Below are 25,708 nucleotides of genomic sequence, written 5' to 3' on the forward strand. Positions count from 1 at the left end.
CGGCCCCTTCGCGAGCAGGCTCGCTCCCACATTTGGAATAAATGCCACAGTTGGAACGCATTCCCCTGTGGGAGCGAGCCTGCTCGCGAAGGCGTCCGATCAGACAACAACGATCTCAGGCCTGCAGCATCCGCCGCAACTCAACACAATCCTTCGCATGCCAATCCGTCAACTCCGGCCACGGGTTATCCGGCAGGTTCACCAACACCGTCCGCGCCCCCGCTGCTCGGCCGCAATCCAGATCAAAGCGGTAATCACCAACCATCACCATGTCACTGGCCGGCACTTGCCAGGCATCGGCCAGTTTCAGCAAACCGCCGGGATGCGGCTTCGGCGGTGCTTCGTCGCGACCCAGCACATCCTCGACCGCGAAGCAGTCAGCCAGGCCGATCGCCTCCAGCGTGACATGCGCCAGCTCCCGCGCATTGCGCGTGAGGATGCCGAGGCGATAACCCCGCGCATGCAGGTCGCGCACCAGCTCAACCGCGCCGGTGGCCGGGGTCGAGCCCAGCGCCAGATCGCGTTCATGCTCGAGCAACCAGGCATGCTTGGCCGCCGCTTCATCCGCCGGCAACGCGGCGAGGTGGGTGAGGATGTCGTCCTCCGGCGGAATCGCCAGTGCCACACGAATCGCCGCGAAATCATGCACGGCTACAGTCAACGTGCCGTCCATGTCGAATACCCAATGACGAACCTCGGTCAGGCTCATGCCCAGTCCTTGCGATGGCGGATCAGACCTTCCTGAGTCACCGAAGCGACCAGTTGCCCGGCGCGGTTGAATACGCTGCCACGGGAAAAACCACGGGAGTTGCCGGCCCACGGGCTGTCCATCGCGTAGAGCAACCAGTCATCGGCGCGCAGATCATTGTGGAACCACAGCGCGTGATCAAGGCTGGCGACCTGCATGTCTTTCTGCCAGACCGACTTGCCGTGGGGCAGCATCGACGTGGTCAGCAGGCCGAAGTCCGAGGCATACGCCAGCAGGTATTTGTGCAGCGCCGGGATGTCGGCCAGGGCGCCGTCGGCGCGGAACCACACGTACTTCAGCGGATCGGCCGGTTGCGGGTTGTACGGATCCTTTTCGGTGACCGGGCGTACTTCGATCGGTTTCGGACACAGCAGTTTTTCACGCATGTGCTCGGGAATCAGGTGCGCACGCTGCTGGATCAGTTCCAGCTCCGAGGGCAGGTTTTCCGGGCCGACCACCACGGGCATCTGGCCCTGATGCTCGAAGCCTTTTTCGTCGTACTGGAACGAAGCGCTGCACGTGAAGATCGGGTGGCCCTTCTGGATCGCCGTCACGCGGCGGGTGCTGAAGCTGCCGCCATCACGCACGCGATCAACCGAATAGACCACCGGCAACTTGGCATCGCCCGGGCGCAGGAAATAACCGTGCAGCGAGTGCACGTGGCGCGCCTCTTCCACCGTCTGACTGGCCGCCGACAGCGACTGGCCGAGCACCTGACCACCGAACAACTGGCGGAACCCCAGATCCTGGCTGCGGCCACGGAACAGGTTTTCTTCGATCGGTTCCAGGGTCAGCAGATCGACCAGATCTTCCAGCACTTGGCTCATTCAGACACTCCTCACACAAAGCAATGGCCGCGCAGTCTTGGCTGCGGCGGACGATTCAGGTTCTGGCACGGGCCAAATACGATGGCGGCCATTGTAAACGTCCGTGTCGGCTTATTCATGCAAGGTTTGCAGCCATTGTTCGCGGCTGATGCGATACAGAACATGACGGCGCAACGGGTGATCGAGCGCAAGCCTGGGGTGATCGAAATCATCCTGTGGATCGTGATGCATGCCGATCGCCTGCATGACCTTCTCCGACTGCGCATTCTGCCCGGCGGTAAACGAGACGATTTCCTCCAGTTTCAACTGGTCGAAACCGGCGCGCAGAGCCGTCCACGCCGCTTCACTGGCGTAACCCAGGCCCCAGTGTTCCTTGGCCAGACGCCAGCCGATCTCCACCGCCGGAGTAAACGGCGCATCGAAGCCGACCACGCCCAACCCGGTGAAACCGATGAACTCGCCCGTGTCCTTGCGCTCCAGTGCCCACAGGCCGAAGCCGTGCTCGGCGAAATGCCCGCGCACGCGGCCGATCAATGCGGCGCTTTCGAGCCGGGTCAGCGGCGCCGGAAAGTAGCGCATCACCTGCGGATCGGCGCACATCGCGGCGAATGCCGGCAAATCCTCATCCTGCCACTGACGCATCAACAACCGCGCGCTTTGCAGCTCCAGTATCGGCTCCATCGTCCCCTCCATTTCCATGCCGTTGAGTCTACATCGCTGGTAGGATCGTTCATTCTTTCCCAGGTTCTGCGCGAAACAAGCCATGCCTTTGCCGTTGATCTATCACGAAGACTACAGCCCCGAGTTTCCCGCGGAGCACCGCTTCCCCATGGACAAGTTTCGTCTGTTGCGCGATCACCTGGTCGACAGCGGCCTGACCCGCGACGCCGACCTGCTGCGCCCGCAGATCTGCCCCAACGACATCCTCGCCCTCGCCCATGACCGCAGCTATATCGAACGCTACATGAGCGGCGAGTTGTCCCGCGAAGACCAACGGCGCCTCGGCCTGCCGTGGAACGAGGCGCTGGCGCGACGCACCGTACGTGCGGTGGGCGGTTCGATCCTCGCGGCAGAGCAAGCGCTGGAACATGGCCTGGCCTGTCATCTGGCCGGCGGCACCCATCACGCTCACTACGATTACCCTGCCGGCTTCTGCATCTTCAATGACCTGGCGATCATCAGCCAGTACCTGTTGCAGAGCGGCCGGGTCAATCGCGTGCTGATCTTCGATTGCGACGTGCATCAGGGCGACGGCACTGCGCGGATTCTGCACGACACGCCGGAGGCGATTACCGTTTCCCTGCACTGCGAGAAGAATTTTCCTGCGCGCAAAGCCGAAAGTGACTGGGACATTCCGCTGCCCAAAGGCATGGGCGATGCCGACTATCTGCAGGTGGTCGATGACACGCTCAATTACCTGCTGCCGCTGTATCAACCGGATCTGGTGCTCTACGACGCTGGCGTTGATGTGCACAAGGACGATGCCCTCGGTTATCTGCAACTGACCGACGACGGGGTGGCCGAGCGCGATGAACGGGTGATGCGCCATTGTCTGGGCCGCGACATCCCGGTGGTCGGGGTGATCGGCGGCGGCTACAGCAAGGATCGCCACGCCCTCGCCCGCCGCCACGGCATCCTCCATCACAGCGCGCAACGGGTCTGGGATTCACACGGCTGTCATTGAAACGTGCTGCGTTACCCACAATCGCTGTGGAACTGGCTGTGGATAACCTGAGTGAAAGCGACTGCAGGCCATGCTGGGCAAGGCGCCCAGCGCACTGTTTGTTTTTTAACCAGCCTCGAAATACACCGCAGCCCCGGTGGGAGCGAGCCTGCTCGCGAAAGCTTTAGCACCTACAACATCTAATTGACTGACAGACCGCGTTCGCGAGCAGGCTCACTCCTACAGGGGTTCAGCGCTGTTAGAATGCGCGCCTTGTCCCGCCATACCGCAGCGCACCCCCATGACCCAGAACTCCGCCCCCGCCAACACCCACGTCGCCATCATCGGCGGTGGCCCCGCAGGCCTGATGGCCGCCGAAGTGCTGAGCCAGGCCGGAATCCGCGTCGACGTGTACGACGGCATGCCCTCGGTCGGGCGCAAGTTCCTGCTGGCCGGGGTTGGCGGCATGAACATTACCCACTCCGAAGCGTACCCGGCGTTCCTCTCCCGCTACGCTGAACGCGCACCGCAGATCGCCCCGCTGCTGCGCGCATTCGATGCCGATGCCTTGTGCCAGTGGATTCACGATCTGGGCATCGAAACCTTCATCGGCAGCTCCGGCCGCGTGTTCCCCACCGACATGAAAGCCGCGCCACTGTTGCGCGCCTGGCTCAAGCGCCTGCGCGACAGCGGCGTAGTTATCCACACCCGCCATCGCTGGCTCGGCTGGGACGCAAGCGGTGCACTGCGCATCGCCAGCCCGCAAGGCGAAATCAGCGTAAACCCCGACGCCACCCTGCTCGCCCTCGGCGGCGGCAGTTGGTCGCGCCTGGGCTCGGATGGCGCGTGGATGTTGCCGCTGGAGCAGCGCGGCGTGGATCTGGCGCCGTTGCAGCCAAGCAATTGCGGCTTCGACGTGCAGGCCTGGAGCGAGCTGATGGTGAGCAAATTCGCCGGCGCGCCGCTGAAAAACATCGCCATCGGGTTAAACGACGATATCCCGCGTCTGGGCGAATGCGTGATCACCGCGACCGGCATTGAAGGCAGCCTGATCTATGCCCTGTCGGCGCCGATACGCGAGGAAATCAATCGCTATGGCGCAGCGGTTATCCACATCGACCTGCTGCCCGGCCGGCCTGTGGATAAATTGCAGGCGGCGCTGAGCAAACCACGTGGCTCGCGCTCAATGGCCAAGCATCTGCACAGTCAGGTGGGGATTGATGGGGTTAAAGCAGCGTTGTTGCGCGAGCTGACCGATGCCGAAACCTTCGCCGATCCGGCGCTCCTGGCGCGAGCGATCAAAGCGTTGCCGCTGACACTGGTGAAAACCCGTCCGCTGGATGAAGCGATCAGCAGTGCCGGTGGCGTAAGGTTCGAAGCGATGGATGAGCGCTTGATGCTCAAGGCGCTGCCGGGGGTGTTTTGTGCGGGCGAGATGCTCGACTGGGAAGCGCCGACCGGAGGCTATTTGCTGACCGGGTGTTTTGCCAGCGGGCGGGCGGCTGGGTTGGGTATTGTGCAGTGGCTTAAGCACAAACCCCTGTAGGAGCTGACGAGTGAAACGAGGCTGCGATCTTTTGATCTTCAAAAATCAACATCAAAAGATCGCAGCGTTCCGCAGCTCCTACAGGGAAACGCATCCCCAATGTGGGAGCGAGCCTGGTCGCGAAGACGTCCTTACAAACGCTTCATCAAATCAAGGCTTGCGCTTACGCGGTCCGGTATTGAACACCGGCACTTTGCGCACCGGCTTGATCGATGGCTCCGGTGCCGAGGTCTCGCCGCTGTCGACCCACTTGCCCAGATTGCGTTTTCCACCGCCACCGCCCGAGGCTTTCGGCTTCTTCGGTTTCTTGATCACCTGACCGCTGGCATCGGTATCAGGCACGCGGTGCTCAGGTTCGAAATCCGGCTCGTTCTGGCGCTTCAGGTTCTGCCGCGTCAGCATTTCGATGGCCGAGAGCATGTTCACTTCATCGGCACACACCAGCGAGATCGCCTCACCGGTGGCACCCGCGCGGCCAGTCCGGCCGATGCGGTGAATGTAATCCTCGGCGACGATCGGCAGATCGAAGTTGACCACCAGCGGCAGGTCTTCGATGTCCAGACCACGGGCGGCAACGTCGGTCGCCACCAGAATCTGCACTTCGCTGAGCTTGAACCGGTCCAGCGCGCGCTGGCGCGTGGCCTGGGGTTTGTCGCCATGGATGCCGTCAGCATTCACACCGAGGCCCTGAAGTTTTTCCACCAGCGCATCGACGCCGTTGCGGGTCTTGGCGAACACCAGCACCTGCTTCCACTTGTTCTTGCGCATCAGGTGCACGAACAGTTCAGCCTTGCGCTTCTTGTCCACGGTGACGATCCACTGCTTGACCGTGTTGGCGGCGACGTTGCGCGGGCTGACCTCGACGCTCAGCGGATCATTGAGCATCTGCCCGGCGAGCAGGCGGATATCATCGGAGAAGGTCGCGGAAAACAGCAGCGTCTGGCGCTTTTTCGGCAGCATGCGGTAAATGTTCGCCAGTTCTTCGGAGAAGCCCAGGTCGAGCATACGATCGGCTTCATCCAGCACCAGCGTTTGCAGTTGATCGAGTTTCAGCGCGTTCTGGCGGAACAGGTCGATCAAACGGCCGGGTGTGGCGACCAGCACATCGACGCCGCCGCGCAGCTTCATCATCTGCGGGTTGATGCTGACACCGCCGTACACCGCGTAAGTACGCAACGGCAGGTTTTCCGCGTACTGGCGCACGGCTTCGTGGACCTGCTCGGCCAGCTCGCGGGTCGGCACCAGAATCAGCGCACGCGCCGAATTGGCGGTGACTTTCGGCCCTTCCATGGTCAGCAACTGCAACAGCGGCAAAGCGAAACCGGCAGTTTTACCGGTGCCGGTCTGGGCCGCTGCCATCAGGTCGCGACCGGCCAGCACCGCCGGAATGGCTTGCGCCTGCACCGGCGTCGGGGTCTGGTAGCCGAGCGTCTCGAGGGAGCGCAGCAAGGGTTCGATCAGGCCAAGGGAGGCGAAAGTCATGGGAGTACCGTAGGAAAAAATGACGCGGGGATGCAATGCCGCGCAGTTTACCCTAATTCGTACGCGCTTCCGTCGGAACGGCTTTCGCCTCTTCCACGGGTGGCTGTGCAGGTCGACGCCACTGCGGCAGGCTGATCAGCAGCACGGCGCTGATGATCACCAGCATCGCCAGCGCTTCTTCGATGCCGATGGTCTCGCCGACAAACACCACACCGAGCAACACCGCCACCGCCGGGTTGACGTAGGCATAACTGGTCGCCGCCGCCGGGCGCACGTGTTTGAGCAGATACATGTAGGAATTGAAGGCGATGATTGAGCCAAAGAAGATCAGATAGGCCAGCGCCAGCCAACCCTCGAGCGGCGGCATGGCTTGCAGGTGCTCACCACTGACGGCGCTGCCGATCAGCAGCACCACACCGCCAACCAGCATCTCCACCGCACTTGCCATGGCGCCCTGCGGCAACGGCAGATGTCTGCTCCACACCGAACCGAACGCCCAGGTCGCCGCCGCGAAAATCAGCAGCGCCGCGCCCAGCGGACTCGATTGCAGGTTGGAACCCATGTTGAGCATGGCGATGCCGATAATCCCCAACGCTACCCCGGCCCACTCAAGACGCGTATTACGCGCACCCCAGAAATATCCACAGAGCAAGGTGAACAATGGCACCGTCGCCACCGCCAACGCCGCCACACCCGAAGCCACGCCCGTGTGCTCGGCCACACTCACCGCGCCATTACCAAAACTGAGCAGCAAAATGCCGATGATCCCCGCCGCTTTCCACTGCGCCCAGGTCGGCGCCGGTGCCCCGCGCCAACGCAGAAAGGCGTACATCAACGTACCGGCGATCACGAAGCGCACACCGCCGAGCATCAGCGGCGGCCAGTACTCGACGCCGATGCGGATCACCAGATAGGTCGATCCCCAAATCACATACAGCGCAAAAAACGCAGCGATCAACGGCAGGGAAAAACGGCGCAATGCAGGCATGGGCAGCTCGACAGTCAGATTCGGTGAACGGTTTATTCTAGAAAGGCTGCCGCGCAAAAATAAGTTACAAAACCTGTTTATCGCGCCGGTACACTTTTGCATGAAAGCAACTGAGACCGACAAGGTCCTTGTGGGAGCGAGCCTGCTCGCGAAAGCGGTGTATCAGTCACAGTTGCGTTGAATGACACACCGCATGGATCGTTCCCACGCTCCGCGTGGGAATGCCTCAACGGACGCTCTGCGTTCGGCTTTGAAAGGGACGCGGAGCGTCCCGGGCTTCATTCCCACGCAGAGCGTGGGAACGATCAGTCGGAGTACCCGGGATCAGCGATAACGCTGCAGATGCTCGCCGACTTTTGCGGCAGGGACTTTCTGCAATTTGCACAGCAGGTCGTGATTCAACTCGCGCACTCCATGTTTGCCCCGCAGCTCTTCAGCCAGATGCGCCATCAGATTGGCGGCCATCTCGGCGTCGGCCATGGCCCGGTGAGCCTGGCCGGTGTGCGGCAACTGCGCGAACGTGGTGAGCGTACCGAGCTTGTGATTCGGCGCCGCCGGCATCAGGCGCCGCGCCAGCAGCAGTGAACAGGCGAAATTCTGCAGGCGTGTGCGTTTGATCCGCCCCAGTTCGAAATCCCAGAACTTCTGGTCGAACGAGGCGTTGTGCGCCAGCAACGGCGTGCAGCCGACGAATTCGTTGACCTCTTCCATCACCCGCTCGGCCGGCGGCGCGGTGCGCAGCATGGCGTTGCTGATGCCGGTCAGTTGCTCGATGAACGCGGGGACGCGCACGCCGGCGTTCATCAGGCTCTGGTAACGCTCGACGATGCGGCCGTTTTCCAGCATGACCACGGCGATTTCCGTGGCGCGGCAGCTGCTGTTCGGCGACAGGCCGGTGGTTTCAAAGTCGATGACTGCGATGCGTTCCAAACCGGGTTCAACTCCGTACAGATAAGTTCTTGAGCTTAATTCTTTAACAGCAGCGCGCCTTCGATCGGCACGTAGCGGCTGGCGGCGCGGATCAGCGAGTTGGCGGTCAGGCCAGGGACGCCGTAGGCCACCGCTTGCACACCGTGCTTGTTGATGATGCGCTCGAGCAGCATGTCGAAATCGCCGTCACCGGAAGCCAGCACCACTTCGTCGACGTGGTCGGCGGCATCCATGATGTCCAGGGTAATGCCGACATCCCAGTCACCCTTGGCCGAGCCGTCGCTGCGCTGGATGTAGGGCTTGAGCTTCACGGTGAAGCCGAGGTTGCGCAGGATCTGCTGAAACTGCTGCTGCTTGCTGTCGCCACGGTCGATCGCGTAGGCGTAGGCCTCGACGATCTGCCCGTTCTTGCTGATGTCCGCCCACAATGCGGCGTAGTTGAAGTGGCAACCATAGGCCTGACGCACGGTGTAGTAGAGGTTCTGCACATCGGCGAACACTGCGATTTTTTTCACCGGAGTTCCTGTGGGCGCACAAGCGCACGAAGCGGGGTCAGGCGATCAGGCCTGAAAAAGGCGCTCAGTATGCCAGCCAGGAGAAAGATTCAGCGAATAATCACCGGCTGGCGCCGAGATGTCCCTGACAAACGGTGTTGTGGCGAGGGGATTTAGCGAAACGTCGCACCGCCCCGCTGGGCTGCGCAGCAGTCCTCGCTTTAACCAGGAAAAGCGGGGGCTGCTGCGCAGCCCAGCGGGGATGAATCCCCTCGCCACAGGGTGCATGTCAGCCTTGAAAGGCTATGTCAGACGAAAGAGTCGTCGTCATCGAAGAACGACGAATTGTCGCTGCTGTAATCGGCGTCGCTGAAACCGCCCTGGTCATTGCCCGAGAAGCCGTTGTCCGCCACGCGCTGATCATCGCCCCAGCCGTTGTTGCTCTGGTCGGCGACCTGCGCCGGTTCTTCCTTGATGACCTCGACGATTTCTTCCGGTTGCTGATTATGGTGGAACAGGCTGCTGATGCCCTGCGCCAGCATCACACCGCCGGCCACGCCAGCGGCGGTTTTCAGCGCGCCGCCGAGGAAGCTGTTGCCCGCCGCCGGGGCTGCCTGCTGCGCATAGTTGGGCGGCGCGGCGCCGAAGCTCTGTTGTGGCGCCGGTGCCTGGTAGCTCTGCTGCGGCGCTGGTTCACGCCAGCCGCCGGAGGACGACGGCGCTGCGCTCTGGCTCGGCGCCGGACGCGAACTGCCGCCGCCAAAAATGCTCGACAGGAAGCCACCGCCGCCGCTCGCCGATGGCGCGCCGCTCTGGGCCTTGGCCGATTGCAGCTCGGCCTGCAGGCGCTGGACTTGCTGGGTCAGCTGCTTGTTCTGCTCATCGAGGCTTTTCAGCGCGGCCTCTTGCACCAGAATCGCCTGGGTCATGAAATAACCTGCCGCCGGTTGGCGCGTCAGGTGTTCCTTGATCCGCGCCTCGGCCTGGGCGTCGCGCGGGGCTGCCTCCGTTTCGGCCTGTTGCAGCCGGGAAAACAGTCCATCGATCAGGGTTTGCTCTTCGCTGTTCATGGCGACCTCGTAGATTGCCGGTAATAACGTGCCCGCCCCCACTCTGGGCGCGGTGCTCTCCTGTAATGGAGACAGTGACAAAACGTTTCAATGACCTTTACCGAATGTTTACGTTTGTGTCGGCCCGCGTTGCATCGGTTAAAGTGAGCCACTGTTTTCGACCTGCGATACCGACTGATGAATGCCCTCGAAGTACTGCGCGACTCTTTGTATTTTTTCAAACGCCATCTGGGCAGCATCGTGCAGTTGTGCCTGCCGCTGGTGATCGTCGAAGCTTTCTTGCAGCAGGCGGTCGATCACGCCACCGGGCCGGACACCTTCGCCGGAGTCAGCATCATCGTCGGCCTGCTGGTGTATCCGCTGTACACCGCCGCGCTGATCCTGTTTCTCGATGCGCGCAGCCGTGGCGAGTCGCCGCGCAACCGCGACCTGCTGGCGATGGCCGCAACCCTGTGGCCACGCTTCGCCGTGCTGACCGCGCTCAATACCTTGCTGATTCTGCTGGGCCTGTCGCTGTACTTCCTCCCGGGCCTGATGCTGATGGTCATGCTCGCCTTCGCTGAATACCTGTTGGTGCTGCGCGGCCTCGGGCCGTTGCAGGCGATGAAGGAAAGCCTGCGCCTGACGCGCGGGCACTTCTGGCGCATCCTGCTGTGCATTCTCTGCGTGATGACTCCGTTGTGGTTGCTCAAGGGCGCGACGCTGGCGGTGTACCCCGAACCGCAGAATCCGCTGATTGCCGGGCTGATCGACAGCGCTCACAGCTTTCTGCAACTGTTCACCAGTGTGGTGCTGTTCCGCCTGTTCATGCTGATCAGCGAATTGCCTGACAAACGTAACGGAACGGTCTGACCGCACCGTGCTTGGGCTTCGCGGCTGCCGTCAGGTATGCTCGGGGCCACTTCCTGTAACGCTATAAGCCGAGCCATGACCCGTCTGCTGCGCTACACCCTGCTTCTCGTCATCCTTGCCGTCGTCCTGTTCGGCGTACTGCTGTTCAGCCTGACCTGGCGCCCCGATGCCCGCGAAACCCTGCCGGTCAGTTGCAGCACCACGGCGCCGACGCTGGTTCCCGGGCAAGCACTGAAAGTCATGACCTGGAACGTGCAGTTCCTCGCCGGCAAGCGCTACGTATTCTGGAATGACCTGGCTCAGGGCGACGACGAAGCGCCGACCGCCGAAGACATGGCCTTCAGCCTCGACGAAGTGGCGCGGGTGATCCGCGACGAACAACCCGATGTGGTGCTGTTGCAGGAGCTCGACGACGGCGCCAAGGCCAGCGATTACCAGAACCAGCTCAAACTGTTGCAGGAACGCGTCGCCGATCTGTACCCGTGCAGCACCAGCGCCTTCGACTGGAAGGCGGATTTTGTTCCCGAGCCACATATCTACGGCAGCGTCGGCCGCCAGTTGGCGACGTTGAGTCGCTATCGCATCGAACACGCCGAACGCCTGCAACTGCCCGTGGCCCCGAGCAACTTCATCAGCCGCCAGTTCCAGCCCAAAGACGCTTTGCTGGCCGTCAAACTGCCGCTCAGCGATGGCGGACAACTGACCGTATTCAACACCCATCTGCAGCGCGCCAGCGAGCCGGACGGCCACTTGCAGGCGCAAGTCGCCGCCGTGGCCAAGGTGCTCGACAAGTATGAAAGCCAAGGCCTGCCCTGGCTGATCGGTGGCGATTTCAATCTGCTGCCGCTGGGCCAGTACCGGCGCCTGCCCGTGGAGCGCCGCACGCCCTACTCTGCCGACAGCGAACTGCATCTGCTGTGGGACAAGTACCCGATGATCCCGACCAACAACGAGGCCGGCGGCATCGACCGGGCCAAATGGCTGACCCATTACCCCAACGACCCCGGGCTCAACGGCCCGGATCGCACGGTCGATTATCTGTTCTACAGCCCGAAGCTCAAACGCCTGCAAGCACAGGTGCGGCAGGACGATACCTTGCGCATCTCCGACCACTTGCCGGTGATTGCGCGGTTCCTCCTGCCCGCTGCGCCCTGAGCGCTCTGCCCTTAGAAGCCGGGCGGAATGTAACCGGGGACAAACCGGACGCCCAGGCACTTGCCATGCAGGATTCGCCCGTCCTCGATCAGGAACTGTGCAATCTTCTTCTGTTGATCGATCTTCGCCTGCAATTTGCAATCGGAACTGTGCCCAACTTGCTGATAATGCTCGGTGTAGACCATGCCGTTGCCGGTATGGGTCATCGAAGTGCCAGCCGCTTCGGTGGTGGTCCAGCTCGCGGACTTGTACCAGGTCAGCACGGCCAAGGGTTCGCCATTTGGGCCGATTTCTTTGTTCATCGAATCAGGCGTGCCGAACAGGTCCAGTGCTTCCTGGAGATCGCGGCCTTCCCAGCGGCTCTGCGCGATAGTGCCACAACCGCTCAATATCAATCCTGCCACCAGGGTTGCCAGCCACAAACGTGTGTAAGTCATTGGATGCCCCGGCTTATTTCTTCAGTTCGAGCAGGCTGTCGATGTTGTCCATCATCTGGCTCTTTTGCTGAATCGGCGCGAGCTTGAAGAACATCTGCTGCAGCATCTCGATCATCTGCAGGTATTCCATCTTGCCCACTGCGGCCATGTCGTTTTTGGCGCGACTGCCAGGGGCGCAGGCAAACTTCAGCGCTTGCTGGACCCAGAACTCTTTGGGGGTCTGCCATTGATTGGCAACTTTCAGATGACGCATGGTGTAGGCCAGACGCTCGATGGACTGGCCATTGATGAAACGCACCTTGCCCGTAGAGCATTGGGCTTCGAGGTTGTAGACGTCGATCATCGGTTTGCCCGGCTCTTCATACACCAGGGTCACTGCGACCATGGTTGCGCCTTTGGTTTTCTGCGAAGGCACGACCGAGGTGGCATCGGCGACGTACATGATGTTTTTCTGGGGCACGCCGTTGCCGTAGATAATCCACCAGTCGCCAATCGGGTTGGACTCTTCGGCCATTGTCGGATTAGAGGCGGCCAGCAGCGCAGCCGACAAGAAGATCAACTTCTTGAACTTGAAGAAAGAGCTCATGGGCAGTTCCGTTCCTTGGGCACAAGTTGCCAGGCAACAAGGCTTGTTATTGTTCAGGCCGCGATTTTGGGAGCCTGAACAAACAAGGGCAATTAGCACGGATGGGCTAATGGCGCGCTGCCATTGTGTTCAGGTACCGCGTGGCTTTGCCCGCGCGGTGGCTTCGGCGACCAAGGGATCGTCCGGCCAATAATGCTTCGGATAACGCCCCTTCAGATCCTTCTTCACCTCGGCATAGGTACTGCGCCAGAAGTTGGCCAGATCCTGCGTGACCTGCACCGGCCGCCGCGCTGGCGAGAGCAGATGCAGCTTGACCACTTGCCTCCCGCCGGCAATCCGAGGCGTATCGGCCAGACCAAACAGCTCCTGCAAGCGCACCGCGAGAATCGGTGGATGGTCGCTGTAATCCAGGCGAATCGATGAACCCGACGGCACGCTCAAATGATGCGGCGCCAGCTCGTCGAGTTTCTGTGGCAGCGGCCACGGCAGCAGATTGCGCACGATGCTCGACAGGTCGAGGTTGGCGAAATGGCTCAGCCGCGAGACCTTGCCCAGATACGGCAGCAACCAGTCTTCCAGGGTATTGAGCAGCGCTGCATCGCTGACATCCGGCCATTGGCTGTCGTCCTGAGTGCGCAGATCGAGCTGGCGCAACAGCGCCACCCGCGCTTGCCACTGGCGCAGTTCCGGCGTCCATGGCAGCAGCTCCAGACCCTTGCGTCGCACCAGATTGACCAGGGCCTGACTGCGCGTGTTTTCATCGAGACCGGTCAACGGTTCGCGGCTGAGAATCAGCTCGCCGACCTTGCGCTGGCGCTCGGCACGCAGCACGCCTTCGCGTTCATCCCAATCGAGTTGGTCAACGCTGCGCACTTGCTCGGCGAGCACCGAGTCGAACAGCGCCGGATCGAAATCCGCCGCCAGATAGATGCGTTCTTCGCGCTGGCCCTGACGGCTGCCGAGGTCGGCGATGACAATCCACTCATGCTTCATCAAGCTGTCGGCCTCAGCGAACAGCGCGGCGCGACCGTTGGCCAAGCGGTATTCGGCCCCCCCGGCACGCCGTTGCTGGGCGACGCGATCCGGGTAGGCCAGCGCCAATAGCGCGCCGAGCCAGCGCGGATGGTCTGCATCGCTGACCGGCTCGCTCGGCTTGCCGCGCAAGTAGCCGCGATACTGCCGGGCTAATTGCCGGGCGCGTTGCACCCCGCCCTGCGTACCACGACCGGCGCGCTCTTCGCCGGAAAGCAGCACCAGCCTGCTGTGCAGATCCGCACCGGCACCGCGCAAGATATCGCGCTCGCCGAGCAGCGCCGCCACATCACAGGCCATCGCCGCCAGCCCCAGCGCCTGACCGCGCAACAGCAAATGCGCAATGCGCGGATGCGCCGGCAGTTCGGCCATGGCCTGGCCGTGGGCCGTCAGCGTGTCACCGTGCAAGGCGCCGAGCCGTTGCAGCAGATCCTGCGCTTGCGCATACGCGGCGGCCGGGGGCACATCCAGCCAGACCAGTTCGCCCGGGGTCACGCCCCAGCGCCCGAGTTGCAAAGCGAGGCTGGCCAGATCCGCCGAGAGAATTTCCGCGCTGCCATAGGCCGCCAGTTGTTCGTGCTGATCCGGTGACCACAGGCGATAACACACGCCCGGCTCCAATCGCCCGGCGCGGCCGGCACGCTGGGTGGCGCTGGCCTTGGAGATGCGTTGAGTGTCGAGGCGGGTCATGCCGCTGCCCGGGTCGAAACGCGGCACCCGCGCCAGCCCGGCATCGATGACCACGCGCACGCCGTTGATGGTCAGGCTGGTCTCGGCGATGTTGGTTGCCAGCACCACTTTGCGCTGACCGGGCGGCGCCGGATCGATCGCCGCGCGTTGCGCATTGAGGTCGAGTTCGCCGTGCAACGGGCACAGCAAGATGTCTTTGCGCTCGCCGATTGCGTCGACCAGTTGCTGATGTACGCGACGGATCTCCGCTTGCCCCGGCAGGAACACCAACAGACTGCCGGTCTCGTCGTGCAGCGCTTCGAGCACGGTTTGGGTAACGCGCTGGTCGATGTATTCGCCTGGCTGAAACGGCCGGCCCCAGCGCATCGACACTGGATACATGCGGCCTTCGCTGCGCAGGATCGGCGCGTCATCGAGCAACCCCGACAGGCGCTCGCCTTCGAGGGTCGCCGACATCAGCAGAATCTTCAGCGGCTGTTCAGCGCGAAACAGCTCGCGACCGTTCAGACTGAGCGCCAACGCCAGATCGGCGTCGAGACTGCGTTCATGAAATTCGTCGAAGATCAGCAGGCCCACACCCTCCAGCGCCGGGTCGTCCTGCAAGCGCCGGGTAAGGATGCCTTCGGTGACCACTTCGATACGGGTTTTCGGGCCGACTTTGCTGTCGAGGCGGATGCGATAGCCGACGGTTTCACCGACCTGCTCGCCGAGCTCGCTGGCCAAACGTTCCGCCGCTGCGCGCGCGGCCAGACGCCGTGGTTCGAGCATGACGATGGTCTGCCCGGCCAGCCAGGCTTCGTTGAGCAAGGCCAAGGGCACGCGGGTGGTCTTACCGGCGCCGGGCGGTGCTTCGAGCACGGCTTCGTGGCGTGACGCAAGGGCTTCACGCAGGGCGGGTAAAACATCATCGATCGGCAAAGAAATCATGCTGGCTCCCAAACAGAGCGGCGAGTATAACGACGAACTGTCTGACGTTCGTCAGGGTCTTAACTTCACAAGACGAAGCTTCGTTATTTGATGACTCAGGAGACATTTCCATGCGCTTACCCTCTCGCCTGATCGGCGGTGTTCTGGTCACCACTCTGCTCACGCAACTCACGGCGTGCGGCTCGATTTTCTACCCGGACCGCCGTGGCCAGATCGACGGCAAGATCGACCCGGCGATTGCCGTGCTCGATGCCGTCGGCCTGCTGTTCTACATCATTCCCGGGCTGATCGCGTTTGCCGTCGACTTCGCCACCGGGGCGATCTATTTCGAACCGGGCCACACCGCGCAGATCGATCCGGCCAAGCTCAAGCAAGCCATCGGCCCGGATGGACAGGTCGACAATCACAAGTTGCAGGCGATTCTTGAGAGCGAACTGGGTAAAGACTTTCCTCTCGACGACCCGCGTCTGATCCAGCACAAGGGCAGCACTCAGCAACTGGCGATGTTCGGCCTGCAACCCGCCGCTTGAATAAGGACGTTCAATGACCTCCAGCCCCGAACACGCCCGCCTGCTGCGGCTGGCGACCCGCGCCTCGGTGGCGGTCGCGTGCACGCTGATCGTCGCCAAAGCGATTGCCTGGTGGCTCAGCGGATCGGTGAGCATGCTCGCCGGCCTCACCGACTCGGCGCTGGATGGCGTCACTTCAATGCTCAATCTGCTGGCGGTGCATTACGCCTTGCGTCCGGCGGATGACGATCACCGTTATGGCCACGGCAAAGCCGAATCGCTGGCGGGCATGGCGCAGGCGTTGTTCATTGGTGGCAGCGCGGTGTTGATCGCGTTTCAGGCCTACGAGCGCTTGCAGAAACCAGAGCCGCTTGGCGCGCCGTGGCTGAGCATCGGTGTGATCGTGTTTTCCCTGCTGCTGACGGCGGCGCTGCTGATGTTGCAGCACCGGGTGATCAAGCAGACCGGCTCCAACGCCGTGCGTGCCGACTCCCTGCATTACCGTTCGGACCTGCTGCTCAACGGCAGCATCCTGATCGCGCTGGTGTTGGCGGGAATGGGTTTTGCGCAACTGGACGCGTGGTTCGGGCTGGGGATCGCCGTGTACATTTTCTGGAGTGCGATCCAGATCGCCCGGGAAAGTTTTTCGGTGTTGATGGACGAGGAGTTGCCGACCGATGTCAGCCAGCACATGCTCGAACTGGCGTGCAGCGTGCCGGGGGTGCTCGGTGCGCATGACTTGCGCACGCGGATCTCGGGCAACCACTGGTTCGTGCAATTGCACCTGGAATTGCCGGGCGAACTGACCCTGTCAGTCGCCCATGGCATCAGCGATCAAGCGGCGGCGGCGATTCACAAGGAATATCCGAAGGCCGAGGTGCTGGTGCACGCCGACCCACAGGAAGTGGTGCTCGCCGCCCGCACTCAGTAATTGACTTGGTAACCGCGACTGCTCAGGCAGTTGCCCTGCGCCTGGCGATAGGCCTGAACCACTTCGGGTGCCGGTTGGTAGGTCGCGGTGCGCGGGTCGAAACCGCTTTGCTGCACCGCGTACTGCGAGCACTGGTAACCGTCCTGCTGCACCTGCTGCGGTGACTGGCCGTTGGCCGGGTAGGCTTCGACGTCATAGCCTTGAGATTGCGGTTGCGGCGGTTGCTGCAGCGGCGGCTCGACCACCACGTAATCCTGCGTCGCCTCCTGATAGGCGTAATACGAGCCGGCGGCGAGGAATAGCAGCGAGCCGCCGATCCACACTTCACGGGCGTAATCCGGCAAATACTGGATGCGGATCCCGCGCGGCGGCTGCACGACGATGTAGCGTGGGCCTTGCGGGCGATACCAATAGCCACCGGAATAGAAGTAATCCTGACCGCGATACGGCACGCGGTAATCACGATCCGGGAAACGATCGATCACATGGCCCGGACGATATTGCGGGCCAGGCCCCCAGCCATTGCCATGACCGTTCGGCCGTCCCGGCCAGCGGTTGTCATCGGGACGTGGCCGCGTCTGCCATTGCTGATTGTGGTAACCGTTCTGCGGGCGCTCGTCGCGGTAGTAACCCTGACGCGGCTCCTGAGTCTGGTGCACGGCGTCGGGTCGCGGCTGGATCGGCAGGTTGTTGCCCGGCTGGCGAGGCGGTTCTGGACGATCATCGACACGGTTGCGGTTCTGCCATTGACCGTCATTGTTATGCGGCTGGCCGTTGTGCTCGAACTGACGGCTGTTGTCGCCACGGATAATCCCGTCGTTCTGCGGCCCGTTGCCCGGCCCGCGATTCTGCGGCTCATCGGCCAGCGCTTGCGCACTGACCCCCACACACAGCAAACCAACACCGGCCAGACGCCAGATGCGCGAATTCATGCTTTTCCTCACTGTGGGAGCCTGTCGTTGGCAGGGCTTGTTGCTCAGACTCGAAACAGCCCCATCGGGTTCTGCAACAGGTTATCAGTCGCGCGACTTATTTATTGAGGCGCCAACATGAAATCGCAGGCAAGAAAAAAGGGAGACCCGTCGGCCTCCCTTCTGGAGAACTTCGTCCTGGCTCGACGCTTTTGACGTCGGCTCACCTCACGCTGTCTTCTGGGCAGTGTGCAGCTCGGGGGCCGGCACATCCCCGGTGGGGGTGGCGGCCTCGGCGGGCCTGATTGGGCGGGCCGCGTGGACTGTGTTACCGAGCAGTGATTCTGGTGTTAAGAATAAGCCTGAGGCTGCGACACAGGATTGCGAAAATTGCTCAATTAAACACCGCTTGCGCAATTTTTAACCCTGGATAGATAATCTGCCGCAATAGTTACGACCAAGGACAGATTGATGAGCAAACTTGACCGGTATGACCTGAGTATTTTGGCGGAATTGCAGCGCGACGCCCGTATCTCCAACCAGGAACTGGCCGAACGCATCGGTCTGTCGCCCTCGCCTTGCTCGCGCCGGGTCAAGCAGCTGGAAGACGATGGCTATATCTCGCGCCAGGTGGCGCTGCTCGATCGCAAGATGCTCGGCTTGAGCCTGACGGCGTATGTACTGATCGGCATGGACCGGCACACCCCCGAGCGCTTCGAGAATTTCGAGGCGGCAATCCGCACGTTGCCGCAAGTGCTGGAATGCAGTCTGGTGACCGGAGTGGATGCCGACTACCAGTTGAAAGTGGTGGTGCCGGATATGGATCACTATCAAAAGTTGCTGTTGGGGCATCTGACGCGGATCGAGGGGGTCACCAGCGTGCGGTCGAGTTTTGTGCTGAACCAGGTGCTCAACAGCACCGAACTGCCGCTGACTCATTTGCGTAGCTGATATCGCTTTCGCGAGCAGGCTCGCTCCCACAGGGGAATGCATTTCAACCTGTGGGAGCGCGCCTGCTCGCGAAGGGGCCGGCACAAGCGACCCAGATCAATGCCTCGCCATCCGCCCTTGGCGTATACTCGCCGCCGCCCTTTCAGCCCTGTCCGCGCCGGAGATCGCCAATGGATCCAGCACTGTTCGAAGAGTGGATGATGACCGGTCTGGTCAGCATCCTGATCATTTTCATGGGTTTCATCGTCTGGGATCTGGCGAAGAAGTCCAAGGCCGGGCGGTTCGGCTCGTTCATTCTGTTTTTCGTGCTGGGCCTGGGCGTGGCCGCGTTCATCATCAAGAGTGTGGTGATCGGCCTGATCGAGTCCGGCGCCTTATAAGCGCGCCGGCACTTCCCGCCACTGGCCCTGATCCAGCCCTTCAAGGGTCCAGTCACCAATCCTGACTCGCACCAGACGCAACGTCGGCAGCCCGACGGCCGCCGTCATGCGCCGCACCTGACGGTTGCGCCCTTCGCGAATCACCAGTTCCAGCCACGAAGTCGGTATGGTCGCGCGAAAGCGTACCGGCGGATTGCGCGGCCACAACTGCGGCTCAGCCAGTTGCCGCGCTTGGGCGGGCAGAGTCATGCCGTCATTCAGCTCGACGCCATCACGCAGGCGCTGCAACTGCTCAGCCGTCGGCTCGCCCTCCACCTGCACCCAATAGGTCTTCGCCAGTTTGTGTTTCGGATCGGCGATGCGCGCCTGCAACTGGCCGTCGTTGGTCAGCAGCAACAAACCTTCGCTGTCACGATCCAGACGTCCGGCCGGATAAATCCCCGGCACATCGATGTAATCCTTGAGCGTCGCCCGCCCTTCACCGTCGCTGAATTGCGTCAGCACATCGAAGGGTTTGTTGAACAGGATCAGTTTCGGCTCGGCCGGTGGTGCCTTGGCAACACGGCGCGGGGCAGAAGACTGAGGCTTCACGCCGGGGCGGCGGGAAGGTGGACGCGGGGGACGGGACATAAGAGACAGAACATTTAGCGATCAGGGCTGACAATGCTAGTGCCCCGACCGCCAAATGACCACGACTAACCGTTAACGGAATGGCGGCTCGTCGAAGCTGCGCAACTTGCGCGAGTGCAGCGAGTTGAGTTCGGTGCGCAGCAGATCCACCGCTTCGATGCCGATTTTCAAATGCTGGCTGACCGCGCGTTCATAGAAGGCGTTGGCCGAGCCCGGCAGTTTGATTTCGCTGTGCAGCGGCTTGTCCGAAACGCAGAGCAACGTGCCGTACGGCACCCGCAAGCGATAACCCTGCGCTGCGATCGTGCCGCTTTCCATGTCCACCGCAACCGCGCGGGACAGGTTGATCAGCGGCCGCTCCTGAGCCCAGCGCAGTTCCCAGTTACGGTCGTCGTAGGTCAGAACCGTGCCGGTGCGCAGGCGCTTCTTCAGATCGTCGCCCTTCTCGCCGGTGACATTCGCCGCTGCCTGTTGAAGCGCAAGCTGCACTTCGGCCAGTGCCGGGATGGGAATATTCGGCGGCACCACACGATCAAGAATGCCGTCGCGGCGCATGTAGGCGTGGGCCAGCACGTAATCGCCGATGGTCTGCGACTGACGCAGGCCACCGCAGTGGCCGATCATCAGCCAGCAATGCGGGCGCAGCACGGCCAAGTGATCGGTGATGTTCTTGGCGTTGGACGGGCCGACGCCGATGTTCACCAGCGTGACGCCGTGGCCGTCGCTGGCGATCAGGTGATAGGCCGGCATCTGGTAACGGTGCCAGACCACGCCGGCGGCAATCGCCGAGGCTTCGCCGTGATCCATGCTCTTCTCGATGATCACGTTGCCCGGCAGGACCATGCGCACGAAACGCGGATCGCGGCGCAACTGCTCCAGACCATGAACGATGAACTGATCGACGTAGCGATGGTAGTTGGTCAGCAGAATCCACGGCTGCACATGGCGCCAGTCGCTGCCGGTGTAATGCACCAGACGGCGCAGCGAGAAATCCACGCGCGCCGCATCAAACAGCGCCAGCGGCAGCGGATCGGTGTTTTCCCAGTCGTAGAGGCCGTCGGCAATGCCATCGGTCGCGGCGGACAGATCGGTACTCGGGAACACCCGCGCCAGCACCGCCGCGGTGACACCGGAACCGGCCAGTTCATCGCCCTGCTCGACCACATACGGATACGGAATGTTCTGCTGGCTGACGCCGACTTCGACGGTCACGGTGAAGTCGTGCATCAACGGCGTCAGTTGTTCGAGCAGGTATTTGCGAAACGCCGCCGGGTGAGTGACGGTGACGCTGTAAGTACCGGGCAACTGCACCTTGGCGTAAGCGCGGGTGGTCTGCGGCACTTCGCCCTGGCAGTGGTAGGTCAGACGCAGTTCGGGATAACGAAACAGGGCACGCTGTTCGGCGTCGGGTTCGACGCGGTCCTTGAGGTAACGCTTGAGGGCAGAATTCAGCGCAGTGGTGGCCCGCTCATGCAGCTCGGCCAGACGATCCACGGCTTGTTCGGCGGTTTGAACGACAATAAACGCTTCGGTCACGATCAGCTTCCTGTGTTCTGACTTGCAGAGCTTCATCTTGCCTGCATCGTGGACGCACGGGAACAGTGGCGTTGTGGGTGTACCGAAATCTTTCAGGTAACCCGAATCATTGTGGGAGCTGGCTTGCCAGCGATGAGGCCGTCACATTCAACATCGATGTTGACTGACAGACCGCCATCGCTGGCAAGCCAGCTCCCACAGGGTTTTGTGGTGTCGGGAAAATTGCGGTCAGAAAAGCTGTGGAGTCGAGCGCGCGACGATGGCTTCGACGTCCAGCCCACGCGGCAACGCGCCGTAGACGCGACCTCCACCGCTCAGACGGCTGGCAATGAAGGCATCACTGACCACCGAGTTGCCCGCCTCGAGCAACAGCTTGGCCTGCAAACCGAGCGCAATGTCCTCGGTCAACTGCCGCGCCCGATACTGAATATCACTGGTGTCCTTGAATTGCGCCTGCAACTGCTGGATATGCGCAGCCAGACGCTTGTCGCCATGGCCGTCGCCCAGTTCGCTGAACAGCACATCGAGCACGCCCGGTTCTTTTGACAATGCGCGCAGCACGTCGAGACATTGCACATTCCCCGACCCTTCCCACGTCGAATTCACCGGCGCTTCGCGGTACAGGCGCGGCAGGATGCTGTCCTCGACGTATCCAGCACCGCCCATGCATTCGGCGGCTTCGTTGATCATTCCTGGCGCACGTTTGCATATCCAGTATTTGCCCACCGCCGTCACCAGCCGCGCGAATTGCGCTTCGTGGCGATCATCCAGATGATCGAGCGCCTTGCCCATGCGCAGACTCAGGGCCAGCGCCGCTTCGCTCTCCAGGGCCAGATCGGCGAGTACGTTTTGCATCAGCGGTTGCTCGCTGAGCAATTTGCCGCCGACCTTGCGGTGCGCGCAGTGATGGCTGGCCTGGGTCAGTGCCTGGCGCATCAGCGAGCTGGAGCCGACCATGCAATCGAAGCGGGTCATCGCCACCATTTCGATAATGGTCGGTACGCCGCGCCCTTCTTCGCCGATCATCCACGCCAGCGCCCCACGAAACTCCACTTCGCTGGAGGCGTTGGACTGGTTGCCGAGTTTGTTTTTCAGACGCTGGATGTAGAACTGATTGCGCGTGTCGTCCGGGCGATGGCGCGGCAGCAGGAAGCAACTCAAGCCCTTGTCGGTTTGCGCCAATGTCAGGAAGGCGTCGCACATCGGCGCCGAGCAGAACCACTTGTGCCCGACCAGTTCATAAGCCTGACCCGGGCCGCTGGCGCCGACCGGATAAGCCTTGGTGGTGTTGGCGCGAACATCGGTGCCGCCCTGCTTCTCGGTCATCGCCATGCCGATGGTCACGCCGGCCTTGTGCGCCATGCCGACGTTGCGCGGGTCGTAGTCGGTGGCGAGGACTTTCGGCAGCCACTGTTCGGCCAGGTCCGGCTGCAAGCGCAGGGCCGGCACGCTGGCGAAAGTCATGGTCAACGGGCAACCACTGCCGGCCTCGGCCTGGCTGTGCAGATAGGTCATCGACGCGCGGGCGACATGTGCGCCGTCCTGCGGGTGCGCCCACGGCAGCGAGGTCAGGCCATGCTCGATCGCCGTGCGCATCAGCTCGTGGTAGGCAGGGTGAAATTCGACCAGATCGATGCGGTGACCGTAGCGATCATGGCTGGCAAACACCGGTTTGTTCTGGTTGGCGAGAAACCCCGCTTCCATCAAAGGCCCACCCGCGAGTGCGCCATAGGCATCGATGCGCGACTCGGCCCAATCGGCGCCAAAACGCCGCGACCACTCTTGCAGCGGCAGGTCGATGCGGTACAGGTTGGTGCCATCCAGCGACGGCGGCTGATTGGTGACTTCGTGGGTTTCGGCGAACTGATGCAGGTTCATGACGGCGCTCCGTGTTCAGCAATGGCACCAGTTAAGCACTGGTGCTTTTTTGAACAAAGTGTCATAGACGCCGTTTTTGCGGCGCTTTTACCCCATCAGCAACTGAGCACGCGGCGCTGTAATGCAGCCTGCAGATCCTCGAATTTGACCGGTTTGTGCAGATAGTCGATAGGCGCGCCCGGGGCGCATTGCTCGCGATCCGCACCCAGCGCCAGCATGAATACCGGCAAGTGCGCACAGCCCGGCAATGCATGGATCTGGCAGCACAGCGATGCGCCTTCGTGGCGGGGCAACTGGCAATCGATCAGCACCGCATCGAAGCTTTCCCGTTGCAGGCAGTCCAGCGCGGCGGCGCCGTTGTCAGCGCTGCGCACGCGGAAACCGAGCTTGAGCAACATGCCACGCATGACCAGTTGATTGACGCTGTTGTCGTCCACCAGCAGCACCGTGCAGTCCTGCGGCGCACGAATGCAATCGCGGGTCGGCTGATCCGCAGGCGCTTCGATCACCGGCAGTTCGAATTCGACATCGAGCTGGAAGCGGCTGCCGCGTCCCGGCTCGGAACGATGGGTGAGTTTGCCGCCGAGCAATTCGACCAGCTGCCGACAGATCGCCAGCCCCACCCCCAGGCCGCCGTATTCGCGAGTCATCGAACCATCGAGCTGGAAGAAACGCTGATACAGGGTCGCCTCGCCCAGATCAGTGAAACCGATACCGGTGTCGATCACCGCAAACGACAGCGCCATGCGCTCATCCGCCGACGGCCGCCCGGTAACGCGCAGTGCCAGCCCGCCGACGCGGGTGAACTTGATCGCATTGTCCAGCAGGCATTCCAGGCACTGCGCCAGTTTCGCGCTGTCGCCGAGCAAGCGATCCGGCAGGGTCGGCAGCACCTCGACCTTGAAGTCCAGCGACTTGCTCGCTGCATTACCTTCGAACTGCACGCGCAACGCCTCGACCACTGCGCGCAGGCTGAAACTGCCCGGCGTCGCCTTGAGTTTGCCGGCCTGCAATTCAGTGAGCGTGAGGATGCCATTGACCATGCGCATCATGTCGCGAGCAGAACCGGCGGCGGTTTGTTGATATTGCTCAAGCTCGGGATCGAGGTCGACGGTCTGCATCAGTTCCAGCGAACCGATCACGCCGTTCATCGGCGTGCGCAGTTCGTGGGTCAACGTCGCGAGGAATTCATCCTTGAGCTTGTTGCTGTGGGCCAGTTGCTGGTTGAGCACTTCGAGTTTCTGCCCGGCGTCGAACAAGGTCTGCGCCTGTTGTTCGCGCATCGCGTTGATGCGGTCGGCCAGCGCCAGCGACAGCAGCGCCACCTCGATGGCCGAGCCGATCTGGCTGGCGTACATGGTCAGGAACACGTTGGGCAGCAGGCCCAGCACCATCAGCGTATTGACGATGCCGCCGAGCAGGAATGCCGACCAGGCGATGATGAAGTAACGCGCCACACGCAGGCCGCGCCACCAGGCAAGAATCCCGGCGGCAAAGATCACCACGGTGAAGGTCAGCGCCAGTGTGGTCGCCAGGCGCAGGGCCAGGGCATAACTGGTCATCAGCGACAGGCCGATCACCAGCGCACTGAAGGCAATCAGGCCGATCAGCAAGCGATCCAGCCAGGGGCTGTGGGTCTTGGTCTGCAGGAAACTGCGGGCGAACTGGCTGCCGAACAGCCCGGCGCAACCGATGAAGAACGGCGTCGCGGCGTTGGCCCACCATGGGTTGTCCGGCCAGAAATACTCGACCGCCGCGCCATTGACCGACAATTGATAGAGGCCGAACGAGCCGATATAGAAGATGTAATAGAGGTAACTGGTGTCGCGCACGCTCAAGTAGATGAACAGGTTGTAGACCAGCATCCCCAGCAGCACGCCATAAATGATGCCGAGTACATACAGGCGCACCGGTTGGTCTTCGAGGTATGCGCTGCTCGACCACAACGTCACCGGCGCCTGGATCGAGCCTTCGCTGGCCAGTCGCAGGTACAGCGTCTGCTGTTGATCCGGTTTGAAGGGAAGGTCGAACAGGTAGTTGTTCTGGCGGATCTCGCGACTGGCGAAGGGCAAGGCATCGCCGGTCTGGCGCACCAGCCGGTATTCGCCGTTGGCGCCAGGCAAGTACAGATCGAGGTGATCAAGCGGCGGATACGCCAGTTCCAGCAGCCAGGTGCGCTGGGCGGCCGGGTTGCTCGGGCGGTAATGCAGGTCGATCTTCAGCCAGAACGCCGAACGCGAGTAACCGGCGTTGAGCGTGGCTTTGTCGTGGGCTTTGAACTGGCCGGCGGCGTCTTGCGCGCGGACGTCGGCAATCGTCGCCTGACCGCTCGGGTCTTCGAACACTTGCAGCGATCGGCCCAGTGGCAGGCTTTGGGTGAATTCGTCGAATTCGACAGCGCTCGCCATGAGGGGCAAGCAGAACAGCAACATCAGCAAATAGCGCATTGAAGCCCCAGCGTGGCTCGTCCGGTTGTGTCAGGAAGCCCCCCATTCCCTTTGAGTAGACGTAAAACCGGTATTACCTGTGATTGTTTGGATCCAGCCTAGCATAGC

24 protein-coding genes are annotated in these 25,708 nt (G+C 62.1%); 8 read left to right on the forward strand and 16 right to left on the reverse strand.

Going from position 1 to position 25,708, the window contains the following annotated elements; genetic code table 11:
• Window positions 1-115: 115 nt before the first annotated feature.
• The 3 genes from AC0Z5Z_RS14895 to AC0Z5Z_RS14905 form a co-directional block, all read right to left on the reverse strand.
• The gene (locus tag AC0Z5Z_RS14895; RefSeq protein ID WP_150742282.1) at window positions 116-709 is read right to left on the reverse strand and encodes an HAD family hydrolase; all 594 of its coding nucleotides are present in this window, start codon (window positions 707-709) and stop codon (window positions 116-118) included.
• The gene (tesB, locus tag AC0Z5Z_RS14900) at window positions 706-1,575 is read right to left on the reverse strand and encodes an acyl-CoA thioesterase II (protein ID WP_095181876.1); all 870 of its coding nucleotides are present in this window, start codon (window positions 1,573-1,575) and stop codon (window positions 706-708) included. The genes AC0Z5Z_RS14895 and tesB overlap by 4 nt, the downstream gene beginning before the upstream one ends.
• Before the next feature lie 111 nt (window positions 1,576-1,686).
• The gene (locus tag AC0Z5Z_RS14905; RefSeq protein WP_110603105.1) at window positions 1,687-2,256 is read right to left on the reverse strand and encodes a GNAT family N-acetyltransferase; all 570 of its coding nucleotides are present in this window, start codon (window positions 2,254-2,256) and stop codon (window positions 1,687-1,689) included.
• A gap of 82 nt (window positions 2,257-2,338) precedes the next feature.
• Here AC0Z5Z_RS14905 and AC0Z5Z_RS14910 point away from each other — a divergent pair, with 82 nt between their 5' ends.
• Together AC0Z5Z_RS14910 and AC0Z5Z_RS14915 are read left to right on the forward strand one after the other, a co-directional pair.
• Window positions 2,339-3,259, forward strand: a complete 921-nt coding sequence (locus tag AC0Z5Z_RS14910; protein WP_095181878.1) for a histone deacetylase family protein — start codon at window positions 2,339-2,341, stop codon at window positions 3,257-3,259.
• 280 nt (window positions 3,260-3,539) lie between these two features.
• Window positions 3,540-4,784 (forward strand): TIGR03862 family flavoprotein, encoded by a 1,245-nt coding sequence (locus AC0Z5Z_RS14915; protein ID WP_485611253.1) that lies wholly within the window; start codon window positions 3,540-3,542, stop codon window positions 4,782-4,784.
• Between the two features lie 150 nt (window positions 4,785-4,934).
• Here the strand turns inward: AC0Z5Z_RS14915 and rhlE1 are convergent, their stop codons facing one another.
• From rhlE1 to AC0Z5Z_RS14940, 5 genes are all read right to left on the reverse strand, one after another.
• Window positions 4,935-6,266, reverse strand: coding sequence for an RNA helicase RhlE1 (gene rhlE1 / locus AC0Z5Z_RS14920; RefSeq protein ID WP_485611254.1), 1,332 nt, complete (start codon window positions 6,264-6,266; stop codon window positions 4,935-4,937).
• Between the two features lie 52 nt (window positions 6,267-6,318).
• Entirely contained in the window at window positions 6,319-7,254 is a 936-nt protein-coding gene (gene yedA, locus AC0Z5Z_RS14925; RefSeq protein ID WP_252876945.1) for a drug/metabolite exporter YedA, read from the reverse strand.
• A gap of 324 nt (window positions 7,255-7,578) precedes the next feature.
• The gene (locus tag AC0Z5Z_RS14930; RefSeq protein ID WP_095181881.1) at window positions 7,579-8,184 is read right to left on the reverse strand and encodes a 3'-5' exonuclease; all 606 of its coding nucleotides are present in this window, start codon (window positions 8,182-8,184) and stop codon (window positions 7,579-7,581) included.
• A gap of 35 nt (window positions 8,185-8,219) precedes the next feature.
• Window positions 8,220-8,699: a LabA-like NYN domain-containing protein gene (locus tag AC0Z5Z_RS14935; protein ID WP_016773064.1), complete on the reverse strand. Its 480-nt coding sequence runs from the start codon at window positions 8,697-8,699 to the stop codon at window positions 8,220-8,222.
• A 287-nt stretch (window positions 8,700-8,986) separates the two neighbouring features.
• Window positions 8,987-9,748 carry a DUF2076 domain-containing protein gene (locus AC0Z5Z_RS14940; RefSeq protein WP_252876946.1) on the reverse strand — a complete coding sequence of 254 codons (762 nt, stop codon included), beginning with the start codon at window positions 9,746-9,748 and terminating at the stop codon, window positions 8,987-8,989.
• A 177-nt stretch (window positions 9,749-9,925) separates the two neighbouring features.
• Between AC0Z5Z_RS14940 and AC0Z5Z_RS14945 the strand changes: the two genes are divergently transcribed.
• Both AC0Z5Z_RS14945 and AC0Z5Z_RS14950 read left to right on the forward strand, forming a co-directional pair.
• On the forward strand, window positions 9,926-10,600 hold the full coding sequence (locus AC0Z5Z_RS14945) for a YciC family protein (protein WP_485611255.1): 675 nt from the start codon (window positions 9,926-9,928) through the stop codon (window positions 10,598-10,600).
• 75 nt (window positions 10,601-10,675) lie between these two features.
• A complete protein-coding gene (locus AC0Z5Z_RS14950) occupies window positions 10,676-11,755 on the forward strand; it encodes an endonuclease/exonuclease/phosphatase family protein (RefSeq protein WP_236168724.1) in 1,080 nt (359 codons plus the stop codon).
• Window positions 11,756-11,766: 11 nt separating this feature from the next.
• Here the strand turns inward: AC0Z5Z_RS14950 and AC0Z5Z_RS14955 are convergent, their stop codons facing one another.
• The 3 genes from AC0Z5Z_RS14955 to hrpB all read right to left on the reverse strand — a co-directional run bounded on the left by AC0Z5Z_RS14955 (window position 11,767) and on the right by hrpB (window position 15,427).
• A complete protein-coding gene (locus tag AC0Z5Z_RS14955; protein WP_236168725.1) occupies window positions 11,767-12,192 on the reverse strand; it encodes a hypothetical protein in 426 nt (141 codons plus the stop codon).
• 13 nt (window positions 12,193-12,205) lie between these two features.
• Window positions 12,206-12,778 (reverse strand): hypothetical protein, encoded by a 573-nt coding sequence (locus AC0Z5Z_RS14960; RefSeq protein WP_256810310.1) that lies wholly within the window; start codon window positions 12,776-12,778, stop codon window positions 12,206-12,208.
• A gap of 129 nt (window positions 12,779-12,907) precedes the next feature.
• Window positions 12,908-15,427 (reverse strand): ATP-dependent helicase HrpB, encoded by a 2,520-nt coding sequence (hrpB, locus tag AC0Z5Z_RS14965; RefSeq protein WP_485611256.1) that lies wholly within the window; start codon window positions 15,425-15,427, stop codon window positions 12,908-12,910.
• 110 nt (window positions 15,428-15,537) lie between these two features.
• On the opposite strand from hrpB, the gene AC0Z5Z_RS14970 reads away from it, so the two are divergent.
• Both AC0Z5Z_RS14970 and AC0Z5Z_RS14975 read left to right on the forward strand, forming a co-directional pair.
• Window positions 15,538-15,957: a polyribonucleotide nucleotidyltransferase gene (locus AC0Z5Z_RS14970; protein WP_252876951.1), complete on the forward strand. Its 420-nt coding sequence runs from the start codon at window positions 15,538-15,540 to the stop codon at window positions 15,955-15,957.
• A gap of 13 nt (window positions 15,958-15,970) precedes the next feature.
• Window positions 15,971-16,867, forward strand: coding sequence for a cation diffusion facilitator family transporter (locus AC0Z5Z_RS14975; RefSeq protein ID WP_056790613.1), 897 nt, complete (start codon window positions 15,971-15,973; stop codon window positions 16,865-16,867).
• Here the strand turns inward: AC0Z5Z_RS14975 and AC0Z5Z_RS14980 are convergent.
• Entirely contained in the window at window positions 16,861-17,799 is a 939-nt protein-coding gene (locus tag AC0Z5Z_RS14980) for a DUF6515 family protein (RefSeq protein ID WP_252876952.1), read from the reverse strand. The two genes, AC0Z5Z_RS14975 and AC0Z5Z_RS14980, sit on opposite strands and share 7 nt — an antisense overlap.
• Window positions 17,800-18,249: 450 nt before the next feature.
• Between AC0Z5Z_RS14980 and AC0Z5Z_RS14985 the strand changes: the two genes are divergently transcribed.
• Window positions 18,250-18,729, forward strand: a complete 480-nt coding sequence (locus AC0Z5Z_RS14985) for an Lrp/AsnC family transcriptional regulator (RefSeq protein WP_007909658.1) — start codon at window positions 18,250-18,252, stop codon at window positions 18,727-18,729.
• A gap of 170 nt (window positions 18,730-18,899) precedes the next feature.
• Window positions 18,900-19,109 carry a DUF2788 domain-containing protein gene (locus tag AC0Z5Z_RS14990; protein ID WP_016773053.1) on the forward strand — a complete coding sequence of 70 codons (210 nt, stop codon included), beginning with the start codon at window positions 18,900-18,902 and terminating at the stop codon, window positions 19,107-19,109.
• Here the strand turns inward: AC0Z5Z_RS14990 and AC0Z5Z_RS14995 are convergent.
• From AC0Z5Z_RS14995 to AC0Z5Z_RS15010, 4 genes are all read right to left on the reverse strand, one after another.
• A complete protein-coding gene (locus tag AC0Z5Z_RS14995; protein WP_056790617.1) occupies window positions 19,104-19,739 on the reverse strand; it encodes a pseudouridine synthase in 636 nt (211 codons plus the stop codon). The genes AC0Z5Z_RS14990 and AC0Z5Z_RS14995 overlap by 6 nt on opposite strands.
• A 72-nt stretch (window positions 19,740-19,811) precedes the next feature.
• Window positions 19,812-21,311: an AMP nucleosidase gene (amn, locus tag AC0Z5Z_RS15000; RefSeq protein ID WP_016773051.1), complete on the reverse strand. Its 1,500-nt coding sequence runs from the start codon at window positions 21,309-21,311 to the stop codon at window positions 19,812-19,814.
• 192 nt (window positions 21,312-21,503) lie between these two features.
• Window positions 21,504-23,153 (reverse strand): acyl-CoA dehydrogenase family protein, encoded by a 1,650-nt coding sequence (locus AC0Z5Z_RS15005; protein WP_310220061.1) that lies wholly within the window; start codon window positions 23,151-23,153, stop codon window positions 21,504-21,506.
• 95 nt (window positions 23,154-23,248) lie between these two features.
• The gene (locus AC0Z5Z_RS15010; protein WP_252876954.1) at window positions 23,249-25,600 is read right to left on the reverse strand and encodes a hybrid sensor histidine kinase/response regulator; all 2,352 of its coding nucleotides are present in this window, start codon (window positions 25,598-25,600) and stop codon (window positions 23,249-23,251) included.
• Window positions 25,601-25,708 lie beyond the last annotated feature (108 nt).

It is taken from the genome of Pseudomonas sp. 1L-E-NC-VB-C3 (genome assembly GCF_057291535.1).